The following is a 24,836-nucleotide window of genomic DNA, read 5'->3' as shown; positions in this document are numbered from 1 at the left end:
CGCACGGGCCTCAACGCAGCAGCGGACGCAGCAGTTCGCGGGAAATGATGTGGCGCTGGATTTCCGAGGTGCCTTCCCAGATGCGCTCGATGCGCGCGTTGCGCCAGATGCGTTCCACCGGGCCTTCGTCCATCAGGCCCATGCCGCCGAAGATCTGCACGGTCTCGTCGGCGACCTTGCCCAGCACCTCGCTGGCGAACAGCTTGGCCATGCCGGCCTCGCCGTCGGTCATGCTGCCGCGATCCATCTTCCAGGCGGTGTGCAGGGTCATCAGCTCGGCGGCGCGAATCTGCGTGGCCATGTCGGCGAGCTTGAAGGAGATGCCCTGGTAGCTGCCGATGGCCGCGCCGAACTGCTTGCGGTCGGCCGACCATTGCAGCGCCAGGTCCAGCGCGCGCTGCGCCTGGCCGACGCAGTTGGCGGCGACCATCACGCGGCCGGCGGTGAGCCAGGCGTTGGCCACTTCCCAGCCCTTGTCGACTTCGCCGAGGACCTGGGAAGCCGGTACGCGGCAGTCGTCGAAGAAGATTTCGTAGGTGTGATAGCCCTTGTTGCTCACGCATTTCGGGCCACGGCGTACGGTCATGCCGGCGGTGCCCTTGTCCACCAGGAAGGCGGTCACGGCGTTGCGCTTCTTGCCGTTGCGCTCGAAGGTGTCGGTCACCGCGAAGACGATGGCGAAGTCGGCGTGGCCGGCGTGGCTGATGAAGTGCTTGGCGCCGTTGATCACGAAGTCCTCGCCGTCACGCACGGCGCGGGTCTTGATCGAGTTGGCGTCGGAACCGGCGCCCGGCTCGGTGAGGGCGAAGCAGTCGATCTTCTCGCCCTGCACCACCGGCAGCAGGTAGTCCTGGACCTGCTGGCCCTTGCACGCCATGAGGATCTTCGAGGGCCGTGCGACGAACACGTGCAGCGCCCAGGAGACCTTGGACAGCTCGCGCTCGACCAGCGCCTGGGACAGGTAGTCCAGGCCGCCGCCGCCGACTTCCTCGGGCATGTTGAAGGCGTAGAAGCCGGCCGCCAGGGCCTTGCCGCGAATCTGCGCGGCCAGCTCCGGGGACACCGCGTCGGCGCGGTCCACTTCTTCCTCGTAGGGCAGCAGCTCTTTCTCGACGAAAGCCTTGACCGCCTCGACGAGCATTTCCTGTTCCTGGGTCAGTTGGAAATCCATCACATCACCTGCAGCCGTCAGCGGCCTTTGAATTGGGGGGAGCGTTTCTCGGCCACGGCGCGCAGCGCCTCGGCGGCATCTTCACTGCGGCCACAGAGCAGCCCGGCGGCCTGTTCGGCCTCCAGTTGCTGGGCCAGGGTGCGGGCGGCGCCGTCGCGCGTCAGGCGCTTGGTCTGGGCGAAGGCGAAGGTCGGGCCGGCAGCCAGGCGCGCGGCGAATTCGCCGACCTGGGCCTGCAGCTGATCGTCGGCGACCACTTCGCCGACCAGGCCGGCATTCAGTGCGCGCTCGGCGTTCCACAGCTCGTCGAGGAACAGCAGGCGCTTGGCCGCTTCGCTACCGATCAGACGCGGCAGGTGCCAGCTGGCGCCGGCGTCCGGGCAGTAGGCCATGCCGGTGTAGCCGGCCTTGAAGCGCGCGGAGGCGCCAGCGATGCGGAAGTCGCAGCACAGGGTCAGGTCCATCCCGGCGCCGACGGCGGTGCCGTTGACGGCGGCGATGGTCGGCTTGTCCAGGCCGTGCAGGCGACGCATCAGGGCGTGAGCGGTTTCGGTCCAGCCGTAGGTTTCCAGCTCGCCACGGGCTTCGGCCTCGGCCCATTCGGCGAGGTCGGCACCGGCGCAGAAGCTGCGGCCTTCGCCGCTGAGCACGATGACGCGCACGGCCTCGTCGACTTCATAGGCGTCGAGCAGGGCCAGCAGGCTCCTGAGCGTGGGGACGTCGAGCGCGTTGCGCTGCTCGGGGCGGTTCAGGGTGATCCAGGCGATACCGTCCTGGACCCGGCTGAGCGGGGATGGCTGAGTCATGCTGCCCTCGTTCTTGTAGTCGATTGTGTTGAGGCGTTGGGCCAATACTAAACAAGTGTTCAGCAAGACGGCAATCCACCCGAAAGGGTGGCTTGTAACGGCCTGCGGACAAGCGGGAACGCCGCGCGGCGCGGGGGCTGCCGGAGTTCGGAGGGCAATCGGGGGAGCGCTTGTTACAACTTCGAACAATCGCGGAGGACGGCGCGGCGAAGGGGCACCGCGCGGGGTCAGTCCTGGCTGTGCACCACGACCAGCAGTTCGGCCTGCTCGTCGCCCAGGGAGCGCAGGCGGTGCGGTTTCTGCGCGTTAAAGTGCAGCGCGTCGCCGGTTTCCAGGGTCAGACGTTCGGACATGAAGTCCACCTCCACCCGTCCCCGGTGGACGAAGATGAACTCCTCGCCCAGGTGTTCCTTGAAGGCCGAGTGGCTGAAGTCGGCCGGCGGATAGACGATGAACGGCAATAGCGCGCGGTCGCCGATCTGCCGGGCCAGCGACGCATAGGTCGGGCCTTCGTCGTCGCGCGCCAGCGACTGGCGCTCGCCGCTGCGCACCAGGCTGTAGCCCTCGGCGGAGCCGCTTTCCTCGGCGAACAGTTCTTCCACCTGGACATTGAGCGCCTTCGACAGCTTGAGCGCCGTGGCAATCGACGGTGTGCTCAGGCCGCGCTCGACCTTGGACAGGTAGCTCTTGGTCATGCCGGTCTTCTCGGCCAGCGTCTCCAGGGTGATCCCCAGTTTCTTTCTCAGCAATTTCAATCGCATGGACATGCAGAACGCCCCTTGGCGTCGGTGCGGAAACTTTTCTCTTGCTAATGACAAATTGTGTCATTTAGCTTGATCTGTGTCATTGCAACGTAACCGAAATGACCGCGAGCCCCACTCGCGTCCACCCCGAACAGAGGAAGACTCTCATGGCAACTACCATGCACCTCCCCAAGAACCAGCTGATCCAGCACGCCGAACGACAGATGCAGGCCAGCCTGTCGGATAATACGTGGACTGCCCGGCAAAAACTGGCCCTGACCTGCCGGATTCTCTTCGACGGCGGCCACGACTCCGGCCTGGCCGGGCAGATCACCTGTCGCGCGGAACAGCCCGACACCTACTACACCCAGCGCCTGGGGCTGGGCTTCGACGAGATTTCCGCAGGCAACCTGCTGCTGGTCGACGAAGACCTCAAGGTGCTCCAGGGCCAGGGCATGGCCAACCCGGCCAACCGCTTCCACAGCTGGGTGTACCGCGCCCGCCCGGACGTCAACTGCATCATCCACACCCACCCGCTGCACGCCGCCACGCTGTCGATGCTGGAAGTGCCGCTGGCAGTGTCGCACATGGACCTCTGCCCGCTGTTCGACGACTGCGCCTTCCTCAAGGACTGGCCGGGCGTGCCGGTGGGCAACGAGGAAGGCGAGATCATCTCCGCCGCCCTGGGTGACAAGCGCGCCATCCTGCTCTCCCACCACGGCCTGCTGGTAACCGGTTCGAGCATCGAGGAAGCCTGCGTGGTGGCGATGCTGTTCGAGCGCGCCGCGAAGATGCAGTTGCTGGCGATGGCCGCCGGCGAGATCAAGCCGATTCCGCCGGCGTTGGGCAAGGAAGCGCACGACTGGATCTCCACGCCCAAGCGCCACGGCGCCGCCTTCAGCTACTACGCCCGGCGCAGCCTGCGCGAGCACGGCGAATGCCTGAGCTGACCGGCCTCCCACTCCGATAACTACAACGCCACTTATCCATAAGTGCCCCAGGTGCAACCATGTCCTCAACCACCCTCCACGGCATCATCGGCTATACCATCACTCCCTTCGGCCCCGACGGCGCGCTCGACCTGCCGGCGCTCGGCCGTTCCATCGAACGACTGCTCGCCGGCGGCGTGCATGCCATCGCCCCGCTGGGCAGTACCGGCGAAGGCGCCTACCTCAGCGACCCGGAATGGGACGCGGTGGTGGAGTTCAGCCTGAAGACCATCGCCGGCCGCATCCCCACCATCGTCAGCGTGTCCGACCTGACCACCGCCCGCACGGTGCGCCGCGCGCGTTTTGCCGAACGCCTCGGCGCCACCGCGGTGATGGTGCTGCCGGTGTCCTACTGGAAGCTCAACGAAGAGGAAATCCTCGCCCACTACCGCGCGGTCGGCGAGGCGATCGGTATTCCGGTGATGCTCTACAACAACCCCGGCACCAGCGGTACCGACCTGCCGGTGGAGCTGATCCTGCGGATCGTCAATGAAGTGGAGAACGTCACGATGGTCAAGGAGAGCACCGGCGACATCCAGCGCATGCACCGCCTGCGCCTGCTCTCGGGCGGCCAGGTGGCGTTCTACAACGGCTGCAACCCGCTGGCGCTGGAAGCGCTGGTGGCCGGGGCGAAAGGCTGGTGCACGGCGGCGCCGAACCTCATCCCGCAGCACAACCGCACGTTGTACGAAGCGGTACAGGAAGGACGCATGGAGGATGCGCGGGAGTCGTTCTATCGCCAGTTGGCGGTGCTGGACTACATCACCCGCCGCGGCCTGCCGACCACCATCAAGGCCGGGTTGCGCATGGCCGGCCTGGAGGTTGGCGTACCACGCCTGCCGTTGCAGGAACTGGACGGCGACGGCCAGCGCTATCTGCAGGGACTGCTGACAGCGCTGCAATGAGGCATGACTGCCCCGCCCGCGCCGGCCGCGGGCGGGGCCCTTCTCCATTCAGCCCACGCTCAACGCCGCCTCGTTGACCACCTGCGGCCGCTTGCGCTTGAGCACGTAGTAGGCCAGGTAGCAGGCCGCCATGAAGCCGAAGCCCCAGTACAGCGACGGACGCTGGGTCGGGTCCATCGCCAGGAACACGAACAGCGAGCAGCAGATCGCGATGCACGCCAGCGGAATCAGCGGGAACAAGGGAGCGGCGTACTTCAGGTCGGCCACGCTGCCGCCCTTGGCCATGTGCTCGCGGCGGAAGCGGTACTGGGCGTAGGCGATGACGATCCAGGTGACGGTGCCGGACATCCCGCTCACCGCCATCAGCACCATGAACAGGGTGTCGGCGGCGACGATGCTGGTGAGCAGCGAGAGCAGGGCGAACGCCAGGCTGATCAGCAGCGCGTAGAGCGGCACGCCACGGGCACTGAGCCTGGACAGACCGCGCGGCGCCATGCCGGTCTTGGACATGGCCCAGAGGATGCGGGTGGAGGCGTACAGGCCCGAGTTACCCACCGAGAGAATCGCGGTGAGGATCACGAAGTTCATCAGGTCGGCGGCGTAGGGAATGCCGACCATGTCGAACACCTGCACGAAGGGGCTTTCCATCAGCCCGGCCTGCTTCCACGGCACGATGCAGGACAGCACGACGATCGCCAGCACATAGAAGATCAGCACGCGGAACACCACGTTGCGCACGGCGCGCGGGATGCTCTTCTCCGGCTGGTCGGTTTCGCCGGCGGCGACACCCATGATCTCGCAGCCCTGGAAGGCGTAGACCACCGTCATCATCACCGCGAACACGGCGGACAGGCCGTTGGGGAACAGGCCATCGCTGACCAGGTTGGACAGCCCCGGTGCAGCGGCGCCGCTATTGAGCGGAATGGCACCGAAGATCACCAGCACGCCGACCACGATGAAGCCCAGGATGGCCGCGACCTTGATCCCGGAAAACCAGTACTCGGCCTCGCCGAAGGCGCGGGTGGCCAGGGCGTTGAGGGAGAACAGCACGACCACGAAGAAGCCCGACCAGAGCCAGATCGGCACCTCGGGGAACCAGCGGGTCATCAGCATGCCGGCGGCGGTGAATTCCAGGCCGACGGTGGAGGCCCAGCTCATCCAGTAGACCCAGCCGATCATGAACCCGGTGGCCGGACCGATGAAGCGCGTGGCGTGGGCCTGGAAGGAGCCGGAGACCGGCATCTGCACCGACAGCTCGCCCAGGCAGACCATCACCAGGTACATCAAGAGGCCCGCGACCAGGTAGGCGAGGATGGCGCCCATCGGGCCGCCGGAGCCAATGGTGACGCCCGAGCCCATGAACAGGCCGGTGCCGATCACGCCGCCCAGCGACAGCATGAAGATGTGGCGGCTCTTCAGCGCGCGGGTGAGCTGGATCTTCTCGCCGCTGCCGGCGTGATGGGTCTCAGACATGGCGCACCTCCAGGGAACGGCGGGCGCGGCTGAGCGGAACTCTACGTTGGATCATTATTGTTATCTCCAATCAATCAGAGGCCGTGGCTCGGGCACGGATGCCACCGGATTATTGGAAGGCGATGTAAGACCCCGTTGTTCGAGTGGATCGAAGTTGTAGAAAGATGTAAGGATTTTGTGCAGGGCGCATGGGACGGGTCTTTCAGGGGACGATCTTGTAGAAGCGAGCTTGCTCGCGAACAGGATTGGCCGGCGGTGACGGAGTTGGGCGGAGTTCGCGAGCAAGCTCGCTCCTACAGAGAACGCGCCTGGGCGCCCTGCAGAAGCTCGAACGTCACCGCCCTCTCCCGTTCCAACCGCTCCGCCCAGTCACCGCGCACCGAGCCCGCCAGCGCCGCCTCCTCCAGCTCGCCGAGGCAATCCCCCAACCCGCGCAGCCCCATCGACCGGCAACTCCCCGCCAGCCGGTGCGCGAAGCTCGCCGCTTCAACGGCATCCTCCTGGTGCAGGGCATCCAGCAACAGCGGCCACTGCTCGGCGAGCAACGTCCACAGACTGGCGAGCAACTCGTTCAGCTTGTGCTCACCCAGCAACCGGCGATGGGTTTCCAGTACCCGCCGATCCAGCGGGCCGTTATCCACGGCCGCCAGTGGCAGGGCGGCAGACACGCCGGCCAGCGCGCGGCGCAGGTCGTCCAGGCGCAGCGGCTTGCCCAGCACGCCCTGCATGCCGGCCTCGAAATAGCGGCGGACCATCCCCGGCTGCACGCTGGCGGTGAAGGCGTGGATCGGCGTGGTGGCGTTGAGGCCGCCGGCTTGCGCGCGAATCGCCCGGCACAGGTCGAGACCGGTCATGCCCGGCAGATGCATGTCCAGCAGGATCAGGTCGAAGCGCCGCGCGGCGGTGAGCGCCAGCGCGGGTTCCGCGTCGTCGGCAAGCTGGACTCGGTGGCCGTCGCGCTCCAGCAGCGCCTGGGCGACCTCGCGGTTGAGGGCGACGTCTTCCACCACCAGCACCTCTCGCGATGGCGCCAGCCCGGCGGAAACCTCGGACTGCGGCAGCACGCCCGGCATCAGCGCGATCTCGAACCAGAAGGTGCTGCCCTCGCCTTCCAGGCTTTCCACGCCGATCTCGCCGCCCATCGCCTCCACCAGGCGCTTGCTGATCGCCAGTCCCAGCCCGGTGCCGCCGTAGCGTCGTGCCACTTCGTCGCTGGCCTGGGTGAAGCGCTGGAAAATCTTTTCCTGCTGCTCGGCGGAGATACCGATGCCGTCGTCGATCACCGCGAAGCGCAGGCGCTGCCCGGCCTCGCCGCGCTCCAGCAGCGTCACCTCCAGCAGTACCTCGCCCTCCTCGGTGAACTTCACCGCGTTGGCCAGCAGGTTGCTCAGCACCTGGCGCAGGAACTGTTCCGCGCCCCGGCAGGGGTCCTGCACTTGCGGATCCACGCGCAAGCGCAGGCAGAGGCCGCTGTCGGCGGCGCGCGGCTCCAGCAGGGTCACCACGTCGTCGAGCAGGCGGCGCAGGGAAAAGTCCACCGGCTCCGGCTGGCTGGCGCCGTCCTCCAGCTTGGCGAAGTGCAGCACCTCGTTGAGGATCGCCAGCAGCCCTTCGCCGGCGGTGGACAGCGCCTGCAGCCGGCGCCGGTCCTGCTCGCCCAGAGGCGCGGCACGCAGCAGCTCGGCCATGCCGAGGATGCCGTTGAGCGGCGTACGGATTTCGTGGCTCATGGTGGCAAGGAAGCGGCTCTTGGCGCGGTTGGCCTCCTCCGCTTCCTCCTTGGCGCGGCGCAGGCTGGCGGTGCGCCGCTCGACGCGCTGCTGCAGCTCGTCGCGCTTGCTCTGCAATGCGGCGCGATCGGCCTCGCGGCGCCGCAGCTCCGCGCGCAGGGCGCGGCGCAAGTCGTCGAGCGCGTCGGCGACGGTGTCGATCTCATCCTCCTTGCGCCCCTTGTGCAGTGCCAGTTCGGTCTGCAGATCGCCGCCGGTGAGGCCCCGGACGAAGTCGGCCATGACGCGCAGGTGGCGGGTGACCAGGCTGTGGAACAGCCAGCTCAGCGCCACCGCCAGGCCGCAGAGGAACACCCCCATCCACAACAGGCTGGCCAGCCCACCGTGGAGCAGGCGCAGGTAGACGGCACCGAGGTCGATGCTGACTTCCAGCTCGCCCAGTTCGCGGCGCTCGCCGTCCGGCGGCTGGAAGGCCAGGGCGTAGCGCTCGACGCGGAACGGCCCACGCTTGTCGTCGGCGTCCTGCACCAGGTTGAAGTCGGCGCTGCGCAGGCGCACCTGGGCAATGTCGGGGAAGTCGGCCAGGCCGTGCAACTGCACGTTGAGCTGCTCCTGGTTGAGGTCCCACAGGCTGCGCTCGAAGCTGGCCAGGTAGCCGACGCGGATCAGCTCCAGGCGCGTGTCGATGTCGCGCATCTCGCGGCGGTATTCGAAGTACAGCTGCACCGCGCTGGCCAGCACGGTGAAGCACAGGCTGAACAGCAGCACCCGCAGCAGCAGGCGCCGGGCCAGGCCGCCGGGCAGCTTCAACGCGGCACCCCGTCGCCGGCGAGCATGGCGCGGTAGTCGTGCTCGCTCTGCTGCAGCCAGCGAGCGACGCTGCCGTCGTCCACGCGTTTCTTCAGCACGGCATCGATCTCCTCCATTCGCGCGGCCAGCGGCGAATGGCGGGAGACGGCGATGCGCAGGTAATCCACGGTCAGCGGCCGGGGCAGCGCGGCAATGTCCTGGCCGCCGGCCAACTGCTCGACGAACAGCGAGCCGGTGCGCCGCTCGTGGGCGATGAAGTCGATGCGCTGGCGGATCAGCTTACCGAAGTTCTGCCGGCTGTCGGAGACCCATTCGACGTTGCCGTGCTCGGCGACGAAACGGTCGAACTCCGCCCCGTAGCTCTCGCCGAACAGCAGCCCGCCACGGTAATTGGCGAGGTCGCCCAGCTGGTCGAAACGCACCGGCTTGCGGCGGTTGTAGAAGATCGCCACTTCCTCGCGCAACACCGGCACGCGGGAGAACAGCAGACCATCGTCGCGCTGCGGGGTCTGGTAGGCGAGCACCACGTCGACGCGACCCTCGGCGGCATCCAGCAGGCAGCGCTTCCAGTTGCCCAGCACCACGGTCTGCACCTCATAGCCCAGCTCGCCGAGCACGCTGCGTACGGTCTGCGGCGCCAGCCCGCGCACTTCATGGCCGTCGCTCCAGGAAATGGGCGGATAGACGGGATAGTCGCAGTAACGGATCGGCGGCGCGGCGCTGGCGCCCGCTGCCAGCAACGGCAGCACCAGGCACAGCGGGGCCAGCCAGCGCATGGCTCAGGCGTCGACGGGCGTGGCGGTGAACAGGTAGCCGGCGCCGTGAATGGTGATGATCAGCTCGGGCTCGGCCGGGTCGTCGCGCAGCTTGCGGCGCAGGCGACCGACCAGCACGTCGATGGAGCGGTCGTTGGGCAGCCACTCGCGGTTGCGGATCTGGTCCATCAGCTGGTCGCGGCTCAGGGTGTGGCCGGTGTTGCGCAGGAACACGCAGAGCAGCTGGAACTCGCCGTGGGTCAGCGGGGTTTCGCTGCCGTCGCGGTCGACCAGGCGGCGGCGGTCGGGGTCGAGCGTCCAGCGGGCGAAACGCTTGTGGTTCTGCCGCGCCGGCTGGGCGGCGGAGCCCTGGCGGGCGTGGCGCACGCGGCGGATCAGGTTCTTCGCGCGGGACACCAGTTCGCGCGGGTTGAGCGGCTTGATCACGTAGTCGTCGGCGCCGCATTCCAGGCCGACGATGCGGTCGATGTCGTCGTTGCGCCCGGTGATCAGGATGATGCCGACCTCCGAGCGCACCCGCAGTTCGCGGGTCAGGGTCAGGCCGTCCTTGCCGGGCAGGCGGATGTCGAGCATCACCAGGTCGATGGGCTGATCGGCCTGCTCGGCTTCGGCGAGGCTTGCCTCGGCCTGTTCGGCGGTGCCGGCGCAAAGCACGTCGTAGCCTTCCTCGCCGAGGTAGGCCTGGAGGAGCTCGCGAACCACCGGATCGTCGTCGACGATCAGTACACGGGAAGTCATCGCAATACCCTGCTGACGCCACCGCTCGGAGGCGGGGCATTCTTGTTATTAGTCTAGAGAGCTCTGTAGGACCGGTCCTACGGTCGCAGCAGGTTACCGGTCGCTGAACAATCGATCAACAGCCCGCTGCCGCGCGGCTGAAGCGTTGCCGGCCGCCCTGTTGCAGGCCATCCACCCACGCCTCGCAGATCTGCACGCCCTGCTCCGGGGTGAAGGTATTGGGATTCAGACCGGACTCCAGCCACAACCCATCGAGCAAGGCGCTGAGGGCGATGGCGGCAAGATCGGCGTCGAAATCGGCCCAGCCCTGCTCCTTCGCCAGCGCGTTCAGCGCCTGCGCCAGCAACGCACGGTACTCGCCGTAGGAATGGTCGTGCGCCTTGTTGATTTCCTCGGCGGTCTTCACCGCGCCCCAGAACGCCAGCCAGGCATCCAGCAGCTGCGGGTCGAGCAGCTCGGCGGAGAACGACGCGCGGAAGAACGCCGAGAGTCGCGCACGGGCATCCGGCGCCGCCTCGGCGATGGCGTCGCGCAGGAGCTGCATCACCCGCCCGGTGACGGTCAGGTAGGCCTCGGCCACCAGTTCGTCCTTACCCGAGTAGTGATGGTTGATCAGCCCCACCGAGACCCCGGCCTCGGCGCAGATCTTGCGGATCGATGCCCCCTGGAAGCCGTGGCGCTTCAGGCACGCGAGGGTGGCCTCGATCAGCAGCGCCTTGCGCTGTTCGGGCTCCAGTCGGGAAAAGCGGACTTCCTGGTTCATTCCTGTGATTCCGGGTGGGGGATGGGGAGAATCTGAACGATTGTTCGACAAGATACCAGCCCCAGGTCTGCCGTCGTTTCGATGTGGGCGTTGTAACGGTAACCGACCCTACCTACCCGTTCGGGGAATGGTCCGCCAACCGGGGCTGGCCGAGAGTGACCCCATCAGCGAACACAACAACAACAGGTGGACTGACATGCAGAAAACCCTCGCTGCGGTACTCGGCGCGGCACTGGCGACCTTGCCGGCGCTGGGCTACGGGGAAGACAGCAGTAGCGCCAATACGCTGCGACTGTACAACTGGACCGACTACATCGGCGAGCACACCATCGCCGATTTCGAGAAGGCCACCGGGATCAAGGTGGTCTACGACACCTTCGACTCCTACGAAACCGTGCAGGGCAAGCTGATGCCCGGCCGCTCCGGCTACGACCTGGTGGTGCTCAACGCCGCCCTGGTGCCGCCGCTGCTCAAGGCGGGCGTATTCCAGCCGCTGGACAAGTCCAAATTGCCCAGCTGGAACAACCTCGATGCGGAGGTGCTCGAGCACCTGGAGCACTACGATCCGGGCGTGAAGTACTCGGCGCCCTACACCTGGGGCAGCAACGGCATCACCTACAACGTCGACAAGATCAAGCAGCGCATGCCGGACGCGCCCATCGGCTCGCTGGCGATGCTGTTCGATCCGAAGATCGTGTCGAAATTCGCCGATTGCGGGGTGACCATCATCGATTCGCCCACCGACGTGATCCCGTTGGCCCTGGCCTACCTCAAGCGCGACCCCAACAGCGCCGCGCCCGAGGACCTGAAGGCCGCCCAGGACCTGCTGCAATCGATCCGCCCGTACATCCGCAAGTTCGACTCCACCAGCTACCTGAACGGCCTGGCCAACGGCGACCAGTGCATGGCGATGACCTGGTCCGGCGACTACGCCACCGCCCAGGCCCGCGCCGACGAAGCCGGGGCCAAGGTCAAGCTGGGCTACTTCGTGCCCAAGGAAGGCTCGCTGATCTGGTTCGACGACTTCTACATCCCGGCCGACGCGCCGCACGTGGCCAACGCCCACACGTTCATCGAATACATGCTGCAGCCCAAGGTGGCCGCCGGCGTCGCCGACTACATCCGCTACGCCTCCAGCAACGCCGCCGCCACCCCGCTGCTGGCCGCCGAAGTGCGCAACGACCCGGCGATCTACCCCGACGCCGAGACCCGCGCCCGGCTGTTCACCCAGAAAGTGCAGACCCCCAAGGCGACCCGCCTGATCACCCGTACCTGGAACGCGGTGAAGACCGGGACCTGATGGATCGCCAACCACCCGCCCCGGCCTGAGCGCCGGGGCACGGGGAGAAGGCTCTCCCCAGGACGAATAACCGGAATACCGAGGTAAAGCAGATGACCACCCCAACCCCAGCCTTCTTCGCCCAGTTCAACGACGAGCAGCTGGTCGCCGCCGACAAAGCCCACTACATGCACGGCTACCACGTGTTCGACGATCACCGGGTCAACGGTGCGCTGAACATCGCCGCCGGCGAGGGCGCCTACATCTACGACACCCAGGGCAATCGCTACCTGGACGCCGTGGGCGGCATGTGGTGCACGAACATCGGCCTGGGCCGCGCGGAAATGGCCGATGCCATCGCCGAGCAGGTACGCAAGCTGGCCTACTCCAACCCCTTCTGCGACATGGCCAACGTCACCGCCATCCAGCTCTGCGAGAAACTCGCCGAACTGGCGCCGGGCGACCTCGACCATGTGTTCCTCACCACCGGCGGCTCCACCGCCGTGGACACCGCCTACCGCCTGATCCAGTACTACCAGAACTGCCGCGGCAAGCATGAGAAGAAGCACATCATCAGCCGGGTCAACGCCTACCACGGCTCGACCTTCCTCACCATGTCGCTGGGCGGCAAGGTCGCCGACCACCCGGCCGAGTTCGACTTCCTCAAGGACGTCATCCACCACATTTCCTGCCCCAACCCGTACCGCGCGCCGGAAGGGATGACCGAGGGCGACTTCCTCGAATTCCTGGTCAAGGAATTCGAAGACAAGATCCTCGAGCTGGGCCAGGACAAGGTCGCCGCCTTCTTCGCCGAGCCGATCATGGGCTCGGGCGGCGTGATCATCCCGCCCAAGGGCTACCACCAGCGCATGTGGCAGGTCTGCCAGAAGTACGATGTGCTCTACGTCGCCGACGAGGTGGTGACGTCCTTCGGCCGCCTCGGCGCCTTCTTCGCCTCCGAAGACGTGTTCGGCATGCAGCCGGACATCATCACCACCGCCAAGGGCCTGACCTCCGGCTACCTGCCGCTGGGCGCGTGCATCTTCTCCGAGCGCATCTGGCAGGTGATCGGCGAGGCCGACCAGGGCCGCTGCTTCGCCCACGGCTTCACCTACAGCGGGCACCCGGTGAGCTGCGTCTCGGCGCTGAAGAACATCGAGATCATCGAGCGCGAGAATCTGCTGGAGCACGTGAAGGACGTCGGTGGCTACCTGGAGCAGCGCCTGCAGGAACTGGCCGACCTCCCGCTGGTGGGCAGCGTGCGTTGCCAGAAGCTGATGGCCTGCGTCGAGTTCGTCGCCGACAAGCGCAGCAAGGTGCTCTTCCCCGAGGAGCTGAACATCGGCGAGAAGATCCACCTGCGCGCCCAGGCCAAGGGCCTGCTGGTGCGGCCGATCGTGCACCTGAACGTGATGTCGCCGCCGCTGACCATCACCCGCGAGCAGGTCGACGAGATCGTCGACACCCTGCGTGAGTCGATCCTCGAGGCCGCCGAAGACCTCAAGCGCAGCGGTGATTACGCGGGGCACTGATGATCGATCCGAAAACCTGTTTACGATCTCGCGAGCTAGAGCAGAACAAGGCGAAATCGGTTGAGGGAGCGGAGTCTACGCGCAGTAAATGAGCATCCCGAAACCGATTTCAACGCAGTTATGCCGACGCGCAGCAGATTGGAAACAGGTTCTGAGGATTTTGCCTACATCCAGGCAGCCCTTTAGACTGCCGGACATGAGCGAATCCCAGGCGCTGAGCGAAACCTCCGACGCACCGGCCCTGCATGCCTGGCATGCGGGGCTGGCGCGCGCCCTGGCCAGCGTCGGCGAAATCGTCTTCGTCGAACGCCTGGCCGACGCCCTGGGCTGCCTGGTGCCGGTGGAGTCGCTGATGCTCGGCCTGGAGCAGCGCGGCCAGCCGCCGCAGCCGCTGTACCAGCGCGGCATCGCCCCGGCGCACCACGAGGCGCTGATCGACCGCTACTACGCCCGCGGCTACCTGCTCGACCCCTTCTGCCTGGCGATGGAAGCCGGCCTCACCGAAGGCTTCTACCCGCTGGCCGACATCGCCCCGGACGACTTCTTCGCCAGCGAGTACTACAAGACCTACTACCTGCGCTGCGGCTGCACCGAGGACTGCCACTTCATCGTCGACCTCGGCGAGCAACGCAAGGTCTCCCTGTGCCTGTACCAGGGCCACAGCGGCGCGCGTTTCAGCGCCACCCAACTGGACCTGCTGGCCGGCGCGCTGCCGCTGGTGCGCGAACTGATCCGCCAGTTCGAGCGCAACGGCGGCCTCGACCTGCTGCTCGCCGGGCGTGGTGACAGTAGTGCGCACGTCGCCCAGGCGCCGTTGAACCGGCACATCCGCGCCGCCTTCATGAACTTCGGCGCCGACCTCCTGACCGAGCGCGAACGGGAAATCGCCCACCTGCTGCTGCGCGGCCACTCGGTGAAATCCAGCGCGCGGGTGCTGGACATCTCGCCGGAAACCGTGCGCATGCACCGCAAGCACCTCTACACAAAGCTCGAAATCAATTCCCAGGCGGAGCTGTTCTCGCTGTTCATCGACTGGCTGACCGGCGGTGCCAGCGCGGCCTGAAGCTGCTCTACCCCATCCTGCGGCCCTGGCTCGCCGACAAGCTGTGCTGTTGTAGGAGCGAGCTTGCTCGCGAACCGGGCGGACACGGAGTAAAGCGATTCGCGAGCAAGCTCGCTCCTACGAGAAGCCCAAGCGCCAATGCGGCGCCGACCCGGAAAATCTGCCAACCTATGGCCTTTCCCGCTGTCTGACCCGTGCCCACACCACCCGGAGAGCTCCCGATGCGCCGCTGGCTACCCGCCCTGCTACTGGCCGCCGCCCTGCCGCTGCACGCCGCCGAATCCAAACCCACCTACGGCCCGGAACTGGAGCGCTTCAACTACGCCTATCCGGTCGGCCACTACAGCTTCGCGTCCCAGGGCCACCACATGCACATGGCCTACATCGACGTGAAACCCAGGCAGAAGGCCAACGGCCGCACCGTGGTGCTGCTGCACGGCAAGAACTTCTGCGCCGGCACCTGGGAAAGCACCATCGCCGCGCTGAGCAATGCCGGCTACCGCGTGGTCGCGCCGGACCAGATCGGCTTCTGCAAGTCCACCAAGCCCGAGCGCTACCAGTACAGCTTCCAGCAGTTGGCGAGCAACACCCATGCGCTGCTGGAGCACCTGAAGATCGGCAAGGTCACCCTGCTCGGCCACTCCACCGGCGGCATGCTCGCCACCCGCTACGCGCTGATGTACCCGCAGCAGGTGGAGCAACTGGCGATGGTCAACCCCATCGGCCTGGAAGACTGGAAGGCCCTCGGCGTGCCCTACCGCACCCCGGACCAGTGGTACGAGCGTGAGCTGAAGACCAGCGCCGAAGGCATCCGCCAGTACGAGCAGGCGACCTACTACGCCGGCCAGTGGAAGCCCGAGTACGACAAGTGGGTGATCATGCTCGCCGGCCTGTTCAACGGTGCCGGCCACGAGCGCGTGGCGTGGAACTCGGCACTGCTCTACGACATGATCTTCACCCAGCCGGTGGTCTACGAATTCGGCCAGCTGAAGATGCCGACCCTGCTGCTGATCGGCACCAAGGACAACACAGCCATCGGCAAGGACCTGGCCCCGGCCGAGCTGAAAGCCAAGCTGGGCAACTACGCCGAGCTGGGCAAGCAGACCGCCAAGGCGATCCCCAACGCCACCCTGGTGGAATTCGACGACCTGGGCCACGCGCCGCAGATCCAGGACCCGAAGCGCTTCCACGACGCGCTGCTCAAGGGCTTGGCAGAGCTCAAGCACTGATCAGCGTGCCGGGTTGTTTGAACCGTAGGATGGCGTGGAGCGAAGCGATACCCATCGATTCCTCCCGCCATCAACACGGGTATCGCTGCGCTCCACCCATCCTACAAAAGCGATCCGGCTCGGCGCGGAACCTGACCTGACTTGTAGGAGCGAGCTTGCTCGCGAACCGCCCAGCACCTGAGCAGCCGGGAAAATGCGTTCGCGAGCAAGCTCGCTCCTACAAAAACCAAGGCTCCAGCCCCAACAAAAACGCCGGCTCCCCTCGCAGGGAGCCGGCGTTTTTCATTCGGGCAAGCAATCAGCCCAGGTTCTTGCCCAGCAGCGCGTGGTACAGCTCGCTGTCGCCGAGCACGCCCACCACGCGGTTCTGTTCCTGCAGCACCAGCTTGTGGCCGGTCTGGTAGCGGATCTGCAAGGCATCGCGCATGCGGATGCTGACGTCGACCAGGGTCGGCTCGTGCTTGAGCTTCTCCACCGGGTCGCCCGGGCGCCATTGCTGCAGGTCGATGATGTTGCTGCCCTGGCGCACGGCCTTGATCTGGTTGCCCTCGGTCAGGCCGAGCCAGCAGTCGCGGCCCTGGTCGAAGCACACCTCGTCGGCCTGGCGGCGGCACTGGTCCAGGCCGCGCATCAGGCTGGAGCCGCACAGCACGTTGAGCGGGTTGGTGTGGGCGACGAAGGTACGCACATAGTCGTCCGCCGGGCTGAGCACGATTTCCTCGGGCTTGCCGTGCTGGATGATGCGGCCGTCCTTCATGATCGCGATGCGCGTACCGATCTTCAGCGCCTCGTCGAGGTCGTGGCTGACGAAGACTATGGTCTTGTGCAGCTGGCGTTGCAGCACCAGCAGTTCATCCTGCAACTGCTGGCGGATCAGCGGGTCCAGCGCGGAGAAGGGCTCGTCCATCAACAGGATGTCGCCATCCATCGCCAGCGCGCGGGCCAGGCCGACGCGCTGCTGCATGCCGCCGGAGAGCGAATCCGGGCGCTTGTCGCGCCATTGCGACAGGCCGACCAGCTCCAGTTTCTCGTCGATCACCTTCTTCCGCTCGTTGGCCGGGCGGCCCTGCATTTCCAGGCCGAAGCCGATGTTCTCGGCGACGGTCAACCAGGGCATCAGCGCGAACTTCTGGAACACCATGGCGATGCGCTTGGTGCGCATGGTCTTGAGGGTGGCCGGCGAGCAGTTGGCGATGTCCACCTGCTGGCCTTCGTGCTCGATCAGCAGCTTGCCGCGGCTGACCCGGTTGAGGCCATTGATGCAGCGCAGCAGGCTGGACTTGCCCGAGCCCGACAGGCCCATCAGCACGCAGATCTCGCCGCGATTGACGTCCAGGCAGGCATCCTCGACACCCAGCACCTGGCCGGTGCGCTTGAGGATCTCCTCGCGGCCCAGACCCTTGTCCAGCAGCTTGAGCGCTTCCTTGGTATGGGTGCCGAAAATCACATCCACATGTTCGAATCGAATCGCCGACATAGTGCTTACCTCCCCCGCAGCGAACGTTGCTTGCACACCCGATCGAGCAGGATGGCGAGCAGGACGATGGCCAGACCGGCCTCGAAGCCGAGGGAAATGTCCGCCGTGTTGAGCGCGTTGACCACCGGCTTGCCGAGGCCGTCAGCACCCACCAGCGCGGCGATAACCACCATCGACAGCGACAACATGATGCATTGCGTGATCCCCGCGCCGATGCTCGGCATGGCGTGCGGCAGCTCGATGCGCGTCAGCAGTTGCCAGCGCGAGCAGCCGAAGGCCTTGCCGGCGTCCATCAGCTCCGCGGGCACATCCTGGATGCCCAGGCAGGTCAGGCGGATGGGCGCGGCGATGGCGAAGATCACCGTGGAGATCAGGCCCGGAACCACACCCAGGCCGAACAGGGTCAGGGTGGGGATCAGGTAGACGAAGGTGGGCACCGTCTGCATCAGGTCCAACAGCGGCCTGAGCGCGGTGTAGAACCAGGGCTTGTGCGCCGCCAGGATGCCCAGCGGCACCCCGATGGCGATACACACCACCGTGGCGAAGATCACCTGCGCCAGGGTCTCCATGGTCTCCTGCCAGTACCCCAGGTTGAGGATCAGCAGCAGCGAGGCCAGGGCGAAGACCGCCAGGCCCCAGCTGCGCTGGATGTAGAACACCAGGAAGACCATCAGCGCGATCAGCGCCAGCGGGTTGAACCAGAGCAGGCTGTTGGTGACGCCGTGGATAAGGAACTCGAGGGTGTCGGAAATCTTGTCGAACACCGACGCGCCATGTTGCGTGAGCCAGTCGACGAAGGCGGCGATATGCTCGCCCAGCGGTAGCTTGTGGTCAGTCAGAAACATAATGCGGGCCCATCAGAAGCTTGAGGAATCGGCCAACGGCAATGATTTCGGCACTTATTTCGCGAATGCCACCTTGGCTGCCGCCAAGGCCGGTTTGCCGTCACGGGTGGTCACGCCGGCAAGCCAGGCGTCGAGCAGTTCCGGATGGTCCTTCAACCAGGCTTTTGCCGCCTCTTCGGGCTTCTTGCCCCCGTTGAGCACGGCGTCCATGAGTTTGTTTTCCATGTCCAGGGTGAAGCTCAGGTTGGCCAGCAGCTTGCCGACGTTCGGGCATTCCTGGGCATAGCCCTTGCGCACGTTGGTGTAGATGGTCGCGCCGCCGTAGTTGGGGCCGAACACGTCATCGCCGCCTTCGAGGTACTTCATCTTGAAGCGGGTGTTCATCGGATGCGGCTCCCACCCCAGGAACACGATCCACTGATTGCGGCGATCGGCGCGCCCGACCTGCGAGAGCATGCCGGCCTCGCTGGACTCCACCAGCTTGAACTTGCCCAGGTTGAACTGGTTCTTGTCGAGCATCCCCTGCACCAGGCGGTTGCCGTCGTTGCCCGGCTCGATGCCGTAGATCTTGTTGCCCAGCTTGTCGGCGTACTTGCTGATGTCGGCGAAGGTCTTCAGGCCACCGTCATACGCGGCCTGGGAAACGGCGAGGGTGTACTTGGCGCCTTCGAGGTTGGCCCGCACGGTTTCCACCGTGCCCGCATCGGCGTAAGGCTTGATGTCGTTGGCCATGCTCGGCATCCAGTTGCCGAGGAACACGTCGAGGTCATTGTTCGCCAGCGACTTGTAGGTCACCGGCACGGACAGCATGTTCATCTTGGTGGTGTAGCCAAGCGATTCGAGCACCTGGCGGGTAGTGGCGGTAGTCACGGTGATGTCGGTCCAGCCGACGTCGGAGAAGCGAACCGTGCCGCACGACTCAGGTTCAGCGGCCTGAACCGCCAGCGGCGCGCAAACGGACACAGCCAGCAGCAAAGACTTGCAACCTTTCATGAGCGTACTCCTCTGCGGGGTGGGGCGCCGGCGCTTCCCGCAAAGGGCGCGGCGGTCTCTCGTTTTATGGGTGGGGCCAGGCTTGCAGGCCCTTTTGTTGTCATTTCGTATCGATCATGGAACAGGAAAAATTCGCCGCATACCGGGTGCGTCGCAACCAGTGCAGGCGAAGTCGCAATCAGCACCAGGCATGTCGCATCCAATCGCAGGGCCCGGCGCAGGCGACCTGCGGGGGTCGCGATCAGTCCATCGCGACTGACTTCGACCCCACCGGCGCAACACAGGAAACACACGGTACACCCCTGCAACCAGGTGCCTCGCACCTGTGGATTGGCCTGTAGCCAAGCCTTGGCGGCCTGGCGTGGATTGCGCCGCTCGTTGAGCAGCGTATCCATCCGTTGCTTCTCCAGCGCCAGGTCGAATTTCAGGTTCTTCAGCAGCCGCGCGACATTCGGGCACTCCTGAAGATAGCCTGTTCGGACGCTGGCGAAGACCGTGGCGCCGCCATGATTCGGCTCGAAACAGGCATCGCCACCGTCCAGGTACCTTACCTGAAGACGCCCATTCATCGGGTGAGGTTCCCCAATCGGCGGTTTCAGCGCCTCGGCGCGCCTGGCACAAGCCGGCATGTCGGCCTCGCTGGACGCCATCCGCTTGAAGCCGTCCAGGTCGAACCTCCGGTCATCGATCAGCTTGCGGATCCGTTGGTTGCCGTCGTCGGTGCCGGATCATGGGGCAAGCCGGATTCCCGCGCCGATGTTGCAGCCGCCGCGTCCTGCAAGGGAGCGGCTACGGCGCTTTTGGATATGACCAAGTCGGTGCCGGAAGGGGCCGCGCGACCGCTTGGACCGATGATGAGCACGCAACGCGGGCACAGGGACGTGCCCACGCCCCCACCCCCGCAGGAAGCGCAGCCCGCTCGGAGTCCGGCATGGCAATCAGTGTGTTCGACCTGTTCAAGATCGGTATCGGCCCCTCCAGCTCGCACACCGTCGGCCCCATGCGCGCCGCCGCGCTGTTCGTCGGCGCCCTGCGCGAACGGCAGATGCTCGAACGTACCACGCGCGTGGAAGTACGCCTGTACGGCTCGCTGTCCGCCACCGGCATCGGCCACGGCACCGACCGCGCGGTGATCATGGGCCTGATGGGCGAATGGCCCGACCGCATCGACCCACGCCAGATCGAACCGCGCATGGCCGCCCTGCGCGCCTCCGGCGAGCTGCTGCTGGCCGGCAGCCGGGCAATCCGCTTCGACTGGGTGCGCGACATGCGCCTGCTCGACGAAAGCCTGCCCTACCATCCCAACGCCATGCGCCTGACCGCCTTCGGTCACGACGGCGAGCTGCACGGCGACACCTACTACTCCATCGGCGGTGGCTTCGTCGTCGACGAGGAGCAGGCCGCCTCCGGCAGCCTCGACACCGACAACACCGTCCTGCCCTACGACTTCTCCAGCGCCGCCGAACTGCTCATGCTCTGCCGACGCCACGGCCTGCGCGTATCCGAGCTGATGATGGCCAACGAACGCATGTGGCGCAGCGAAACCGACATCCGCGAGGGCCTCAAGACCCTCTGGCAGGCCATGCGCGACTGCGTGAACAGCGGCCTCAGCCAGGAAGGCACCCTCCCCGGCGGTCTCAACGTCCAACGCCGCGCCGCGCGCCTGCACCGCAACCTGCAGGAAATCGGCAAGCCCAACGTCATCGGTTCCACCTTGAGCGCGATGGAATGGGTCAACCTCTTCGCCCTGGCGGTGAACGAGGAAAACGCCGCTGGTGGACGCATGGTCACCGCCCCCACCAACGGCGCGGCGGGGATCATCCCGGCAGTGCTGCACTACTACATGCGCTTCAACCCCGACGCCCGCGAAAGCGACATCACCGACTACTTCCTGGCCGCCGCCGCCGTCGGCATCCTGTGCAAGAAAAACGCCTCCATCTCCGGCGCCGAAGTCGGCTGCCAGGGCGAAGTCGGCTCCGCCTGCGCGATGGCCGCGGCGGGTCTCGCCGAAGTCCTCGGCGCCAGCCCCGAGCAAGTGGAGAACGCCGCCGAGATCGGCCTGGAACACAACCTCGGCCTGACCTGCGACCCCGTCGGCGGCCTCGTCCAGGTGCCCTGCATCGAACGCAACGCCATCGCCGCGGTGAAAGCCATCAACGCCGCACAAATGGCCCTGCGTGGCGACGGCCAGCACTTCATCAGCCTCGACCAGGTGATCCGTACCATGCGCGACACCGGCGCCGACATGCACGACAAGTACAAGGAAACCTCGCGCGGCGGCCTGGCCGTCAGCAGCATCGAATGCTGAGCCCGAAATCGACCACGCCGCCGCCACGACGCCTCATTCTGGCGCAGCGGCACGTTCGTACCGAACCGCCGAGCAGCGTTACCGTTTCGCGCATCGTCCCATCGGCAGGCTGACCGGGGAGTGCTACCAAAATCCCCAGCCCTTTCCCCATGCGCATTTGCGACCTGTGACGGGTCGCATTCCGATCCCTCAAAAACGGCATATCCCTGCCGTTTTCTTTTTTTATTGAACGCTCAATCAACCTAGGCATGGCATTTGCCTTGCTATAGGCAGAGGAACAGCCAGGGAACCGCCCACGGCGGACTTCCCCAACAGAACAACAAGCATAAGAAACGCCTCCCTAGAGGCGACTGTGACTAGCGTGAGGTGATCGAATGAACGCGTTCAACCCCGGAGTTCCGCCGCAAAACCGAGCTCCGCAGTCCATCGGCTTCCTGCTGCTGGACAACTTCACCCTGATCTCCCTGGCCTCGGCGGTGGAACCGCTGCGCATGGCCAACCAGCTTTCCGGGCGCGAACTCTACCGCTGGCACACCCTCAGCCTCGACGGTCGTCAGGTCTGGGCCAGCGACGGCCTGCAGATCACCCCCGACGCCGCCTGCGACAGCGCCCCGCAGATGGATACGCTGATCGTGGTCGGCGGCGTCGGCATCCAGCGCAGCGTCACCCGCGAACACGTCACCTTCCTCCAGGCCCAGGCCCGCCACGGCCGCCGGCTTGGCGCCGTGTGCACCGGCAGTTGGGCCCTGGCCCGCGCCGGCCTGCTCGACGGCTACGACTGCTCGGTGCACTGGGAATGCCTGGCCGCCATGCAGGAAGCCTTCCCCCGCGTGGCCATGAGCACCCGCCTGTTCTCCATCGACCGCAACCGCTTCACCTCCTCCGGCGGCACCGCGCCGATGGACATGATGCTGCACCTGATCGGCCGCGAGCATGGCCGCGAACTGTCGGCGGCGATCTCCGAGATGTTCATCTACGAGCGCATCCGCAACGAACAGGACCACCAGCGCGTACCGCTCAAGCACATGCTCGGCACCAACCAGCCCAAGCTGCAGGAAATCGTCGCGCTGATGGAGGCCAACCTCGAGGAGCCCATCGACCTCGACGAACTGGCCGTCTACGTCAACGTCTCGCGCCGCCAGCTCGAACGCCTGTTCCAGAAGTACCTGCACTGCTCGCCGTCACGCTACTACCTGAAGCTGCGCCTGATCCGCGCGCGCCAGCTGCTCAAGCAGACCTCCATGTCGATCATCGAAGTCGCCTCGGTCTGCGGCTTCGTCTCCACCCCGCACTTCTCCAAGTGCTACCGCGAATACTTCGGCATCCCCCCGCGCGACGAACGCCAGGGCCAGCCCATCGGCCAGCCGGTCATGGTCATGCCCATCCCGCAGGACCTCGCCCTCATGCCCAACTCCTCGGCCATCTCCGCCCTCAGCCAGGCCCAGGGCGAATCCACCTTCGCCAGCGTGCGGGTGCTCTGAGGCCCGTCGCCTGAAACACAAAAGGGAAGCCCGCTGGCCTCCTTTTTGTGTTTCAGGCGCTTGTAGGAGCAAGCCTGCTCGCGCGACTCCGGCACGCGATGCCTTCGTAGGAACCGCCCGCATCCACCGCCCCTGCCGCGACTGCAGAACCCCGCCTCATGCCCCCAACGGCAAGCTGAGCTGCCAGGACACCCCGAACCTGTCGCTCACCCAGCCAAAGCACCGACTGAAACCGTAGTCTCCCAGCGGCATATAAACCCGCCCACCCTCCGCCAGCACAGCGAAGACGCGCTCCAACACATCGCCCGACTCGAACTCCACGAAGATCGAACTGGACGGCGTGAAATCGAAGTCATGCCTCACCGGGCTGTCCGAACACAGGAACGCCTGCCCGCACACCTCGAACCGCGCCACCTTGATCGTCCCCTCCGGGCCAGGCTCACCGGCGCCATAGCGCTCCACGTGCACCACGCGGGAGTTGGGAAAAGTAGCGAGATACAAATCCAGCGCCGTCTGCGCGACGCCGCCCTGGAACATGAGGAAGGGAGTGGCGGTGGTCATGGCGGCTCTCCTGTGAAGGGAAGGGGCCAGTCTAGGACATCGGTAAGGCGATTCGGAAACTGCGGGCGACCCAACTCGGACCGAGCGCATCGAGGTTACTTTCCACTCTCACCACGTCCGGCGCCCCATAAGCCCGTCCAAGGCAAGCAGTGCGATTTCACCAGCGCTCATACCGACAGGGATTGCCCTTTCTGTAATTTATAGACTACAGTCGATATGAAGAAAATCGAGTCCGCCAAGTTTCGAACCTGGCTGCAGAACCTGAAGGACAATAGGGGCAGGGCCCGCATCGTCGCCCGGATAAACCGCCTGCTGGAAGGCCTGCCAGGCGACGTCGCACCGGTCGGCCAGGGCGTCAGCGAGCTTCGGATACACCATGGACCAGGCTACCGCGTCTATTTCCATCAGCAGGGCAGCACTCTGCTGATACTCCTCTGCGGAGGCGACAAGGGCAGCCAGGGTCGTGACATCGAAGCTGCGCAGAAAATGCTGGCGGCGTGGAGAGCACAACATGACTGAGACGTTCACCGAATTCGATCCCGCGCAGTACCTCACCAACCCCGAAGCCATTGCCGAGTTCATGAGTGACGCGCTGGAAACCGGCGATGCCTCCTACATTGCCAAAGCCATGGGAGTCGTCGCTCGCGCCAAAGGCATGACGGAACTGGCGCGGGAAACCGGCCTGTCTCGCGAGCAGCTCTATCGTTCCTTCAGCGAACACGGCAACCCGACGCTGAAGACGCTACTGGCCGTGATGAATGCTCTCGGGATTGAAATGACAGTGCGGCCACAGGTTGCGCACTAAGCTCTTTTCACATATTCAATTATAACCAATCCGCCTTTTCGCCTTATAGCAGCCGTTGATTGCTATCGCCTTTTCATAAAATTCCTTACGTCTTCCACGATCTCTGTCTCCCTGTAAGCGATAGATTTCTGCTTGAAAATCGAGACTGTCCCCCCAAGGCATCGCAAATCCTTCCGGAGCTTTCTCTCTACACTCAAACTGTATTGCAGGCTGGGGGTAATACTTCTCATAAGCCGCAGTGTTGCTATCGACTACTTTCAAGTTGGAATTAAAATCTTTCTCTCCGGGAAAGTCCCAACATGCATTCGATACTATGAATCGCCCCTAGTTTCGTAGACACCTCCAAGCCTCATAATGAG

Annotated in this window: 23 protein-coding genes; 10 read left to right on the top strand and 13 right to left on the bottom strand. The window is 65.5% G+C overall.

Annotated features, from left to right (window positions below):
• Positions 1-10: 10 nt before the first annotated feature.
• The 3 genes from ACYCAX_RS22360 to ACYCAX_RS22350 form a co-directional block, all read right to left on the bottom strand.
• On the bottom strand, positions 11-1,171 hold the full coding sequence (locus ACYCAX_RS22360) for an acyl-CoA dehydrogenase family protein (RefSeq protein ID WP_460248862.1): 1,161 nt from the start codon (positions 1,169-1,171) through the stop codon (positions 11-13).
• Positions 1,172-1,188: 17 nt separating this feature from the next.
• Positions 1,189-1,977: an enoyl-CoA hydratase/isomerase family protein gene (locus ACYCAX_RS22355; protein WP_294971058.1), complete on the bottom strand. Its 789-nt coding sequence runs from the start codon at positions 1,975-1,977 to the stop codon at positions 1,189-1,191.
• Between the two features lie 227 nt (positions 1,978-2,204).
• Entirely contained in the window at positions 2,205-2,744 is a 540-nt protein-coding gene (locus ACYCAX_RS22350) for a helix-turn-helix domain-containing protein (RefSeq protein WP_294971054.1), read from the bottom strand.
• A gap of 143 nt (positions 2,745-2,887) precedes the next feature.
• Here ACYCAX_RS22350 and ACYCAX_RS22345 point away from each other — a divergent pair, with 143 nt between their 5' ends.
• Positions 2,888-3,670, top strand: a complete 783-nt coding sequence (locus ACYCAX_RS22345; RefSeq protein WP_294971050.1) for an aldolase — start codon at positions 2,888-2,890, stop codon at positions 3,668-3,670.
• A 59-nt stretch (positions 3,671-3,729) separates the two neighbouring features.
• On the top strand, positions 3,730-4,614 hold the full coding sequence (locus ACYCAX_RS22340) for a dihydrodipicolinate synthase family protein (RefSeq protein ID WP_015479704.1): 885 nt from the start codon (positions 3,730-3,732) through the stop codon (positions 4,612-4,614).
• Positions 4,615-4,662: 48 nt separating this feature from the next.
• Here ACYCAX_RS22340 and ACYCAX_RS22335 read toward each other — a convergent pair whose 3' ends face one another.
• The 5 genes from ACYCAX_RS22335 to ACYCAX_RS22315 form a co-directional block, all read right to left on the bottom strand.
• Positions 4,663-6,087: an amino acid permease gene (locus ACYCAX_RS22335; protein ID WP_294971044.1), complete on the bottom strand. Its 1,425-nt coding sequence runs from the start codon at positions 6,085-6,087 to the stop codon at positions 4,663-4,665.
• A gap of 293 nt (positions 6,088-6,380) precedes the next feature.
• Entirely contained in the window at positions 6,381-8,627 is a 2,247-nt protein-coding gene (locus ACYCAX_RS22330) for an ATP-binding protein (protein ID WP_460248861.1), read from the bottom strand.
• Positions 8,624-9,403, bottom strand: a complete 780-nt coding sequence (locus ACYCAX_RS22325; protein WP_015479707.1) for a substrate-binding periplasmic protein — start codon at positions 9,401-9,403, stop codon at positions 8,624-8,626. Before ACYCAX_RS22325 ends, ACYCAX_RS22330 begins: the two co-directional genes overlap by 4 nt.
• A 3-nt stretch (positions 9,404-9,406) precedes the next feature.
• Complete coding sequence (locus ACYCAX_RS22320) at positions 9,407-10,147, bottom strand: response regulator (RefSeq protein ID WP_086009581.1); 741 nt, start codon at positions 10,145-10,147, stop codon at positions 9,407-9,409.
• A 109-nt stretch (positions 10,148-10,256) separates the two neighbouring features.
• On the bottom strand, positions 10,257-10,904 hold the full coding sequence (locus ACYCAX_RS22315) for a TetR family transcriptional regulator C-terminal domain-containing protein (RefSeq protein WP_015479709.1): 648 nt from the start codon (positions 10,902-10,904) through the stop codon (positions 10,257-10,259).
• A gap of 196 nt (positions 10,905-11,100) precedes the next feature.
• Between ACYCAX_RS22315 and ACYCAX_RS22310 the strand changes: the two genes are divergently transcribed.
• The 4 genes from ACYCAX_RS22310 (at position 11,101) to ACYCAX_RS22295 (ending at position 16,007) form a co-directional block, all read left to right on the top strand.
• Positions 11,101-12,204, top strand: coding sequence for a polyamine ABC transporter substrate-binding protein (locus ACYCAX_RS22310; protein ID WP_294978370.1), 1,104 nt, complete (start codon positions 11,101-11,103; stop codon positions 12,202-12,204).
• 92 nt (positions 12,205-12,296) lie between these two features.
• Positions 12,297-13,715: an aminotransferase gene (locus tag ACYCAX_RS22305; RefSeq protein WP_460248859.1), complete on the top strand. Its 1,419-nt coding sequence runs from the start codon at positions 12,297-12,299 to the stop codon at positions 13,713-13,715.
• A 196-nt stretch (positions 13,716-13,911) separates the two neighbouring features.
• Positions 13,912-14,778: a helix-turn-helix transcriptional regulator gene (locus tag ACYCAX_RS22300; protein ID WP_294978365.1), complete on the top strand. Its 867-nt coding sequence runs from the start codon at positions 13,912-13,914 to the stop codon at positions 14,776-14,778.
• Between the two features lie 221 nt (positions 14,779-14,999).
• Positions 15,000-16,007, top strand: a complete 1,008-nt coding sequence (locus ACYCAX_RS22295) for an alpha/beta fold hydrolase (protein ID WP_294978362.1) — start codon at positions 15,000-15,002, stop codon at positions 16,005-16,007.
• 298 nt (positions 16,008-16,305) lie between these two features.
• Here the strand turns inward: ACYCAX_RS22295 and choV are convergent, their stop codons facing one another.
• The 4 genes from choV to ACYCAX_RS22275 are packed head-to-tail and all read right to left on the bottom strand — an operon-like array spanning position 16,306 to position 19,972.
• Positions 16,306-17,484, bottom strand: coding sequence for a choline ABC transporter ATP-binding protein (gene choV / locus ACYCAX_RS22290; protein ID WP_015479714.1), 1,179 nt, complete (start codon positions 17,482-17,484; stop codon positions 16,306-16,308).
• A gap of 5 nt (positions 17,485-17,489) precedes the next feature.
• Entirely contained in the window at positions 17,490-18,329 is an 840-nt protein-coding gene (choW, locus tag ACYCAX_RS22285; RefSeq protein ID WP_015479715.1) for a choline ABC transporter permease subunit, read from the bottom strand.
• Between the two features lie 54 nt (positions 18,330-18,383).
• A complete protein-coding gene (locus tag ACYCAX_RS22280) occupies positions 18,384-19,322 on the bottom strand; it encodes a choline ABC transporter substrate-binding protein (RefSeq protein WP_294978356.1) in 939 nt (312 codons plus the stop codon).
• The gene (locus ACYCAX_RS22275; protein ID WP_460248858.1) at positions 19,319-19,972 is read right to left on the bottom strand and encodes a glycine betaine ABC transporter substrate-binding protein; all 654 of its coding nucleotides are present in this window, start codon (positions 19,970-19,972) and stop codon (positions 19,319-19,321) included. Before ACYCAX_RS22275 ends, ACYCAX_RS22280 begins: the two co-directional genes overlap by 4 nt.
• 281 nt (positions 19,973-20,253) lie before the next feature.
• Here ACYCAX_RS22275 and ACYCAX_RS22270 point away from each other — a divergent pair, with 281 nt between their 5' ends.
• Both ACYCAX_RS22270 and gbdR read left to right on the top strand, forming a co-directional pair.
• On the top strand, positions 20,254-21,630 hold the full coding sequence (locus ACYCAX_RS22270) for an L-serine ammonia-lyase (protein WP_015479717.1): 1,377 nt from the start codon (positions 20,254-20,256) through the stop codon (positions 21,628-21,630).
• A gap of 374 nt (positions 21,631-22,004) precedes the next feature.
• The gene (gbdR, locus tag ACYCAX_RS22265; RefSeq protein ID WP_015479718.1) at positions 22,005-23,111 is read left to right on the top strand and encodes a choline metabolism transcriptional regulator GbdR; all 1,107 of its coding nucleotides are present in this window, start codon (positions 22,005-22,007) and stop codon (positions 23,109-23,111) included.
• A gap of 156 nt (positions 23,112-23,267) precedes the next feature.
• Here gbdR and ACYCAX_RS22260 read toward each other — a convergent pair whose 3' ends face one another.
• Entirely contained in the window at positions 23,268-23,672 is a 405-nt protein-coding gene (locus tag ACYCAX_RS22260; RefSeq protein WP_460248857.1) for a VOC family protein, read from the bottom strand.
• 216 nt (positions 23,673-23,888) lie between these two features.
• Between ACYCAX_RS22260 and ACYCAX_RS22255 the strand changes: the two genes are divergently transcribed.
• Both ACYCAX_RS22255 and ACYCAX_RS22250 read left to right on the top strand, forming a co-directional pair.
• Positions 23,889-24,191, top strand: coding sequence for a type II toxin-antitoxin system RelE/ParE family toxin (locus ACYCAX_RS22255; protein WP_460248856.1), 303 nt, complete (start codon positions 23,889-23,891; stop codon positions 24,189-24,191).
• Entirely contained in the window at positions 24,184-24,477 is a 294-nt protein-coding gene (locus tag ACYCAX_RS22250; RefSeq protein ID WP_294978332.1) for an addiction module antidote protein, read from the top strand. Before ACYCAX_RS22255 ends, ACYCAX_RS22250 begins: the two co-directional genes overlap by 8 nt.
• Positions 24,478-24,836: the final 359 nt, after the last annotated feature.

The organism is Pseudomonas sp. MT3 (assembly GCF_054720805.1).
Note: the sequence above shows the minus strand (reverse complement) of the source record. Positions and strands in the feature narration are given on the sequence as shown.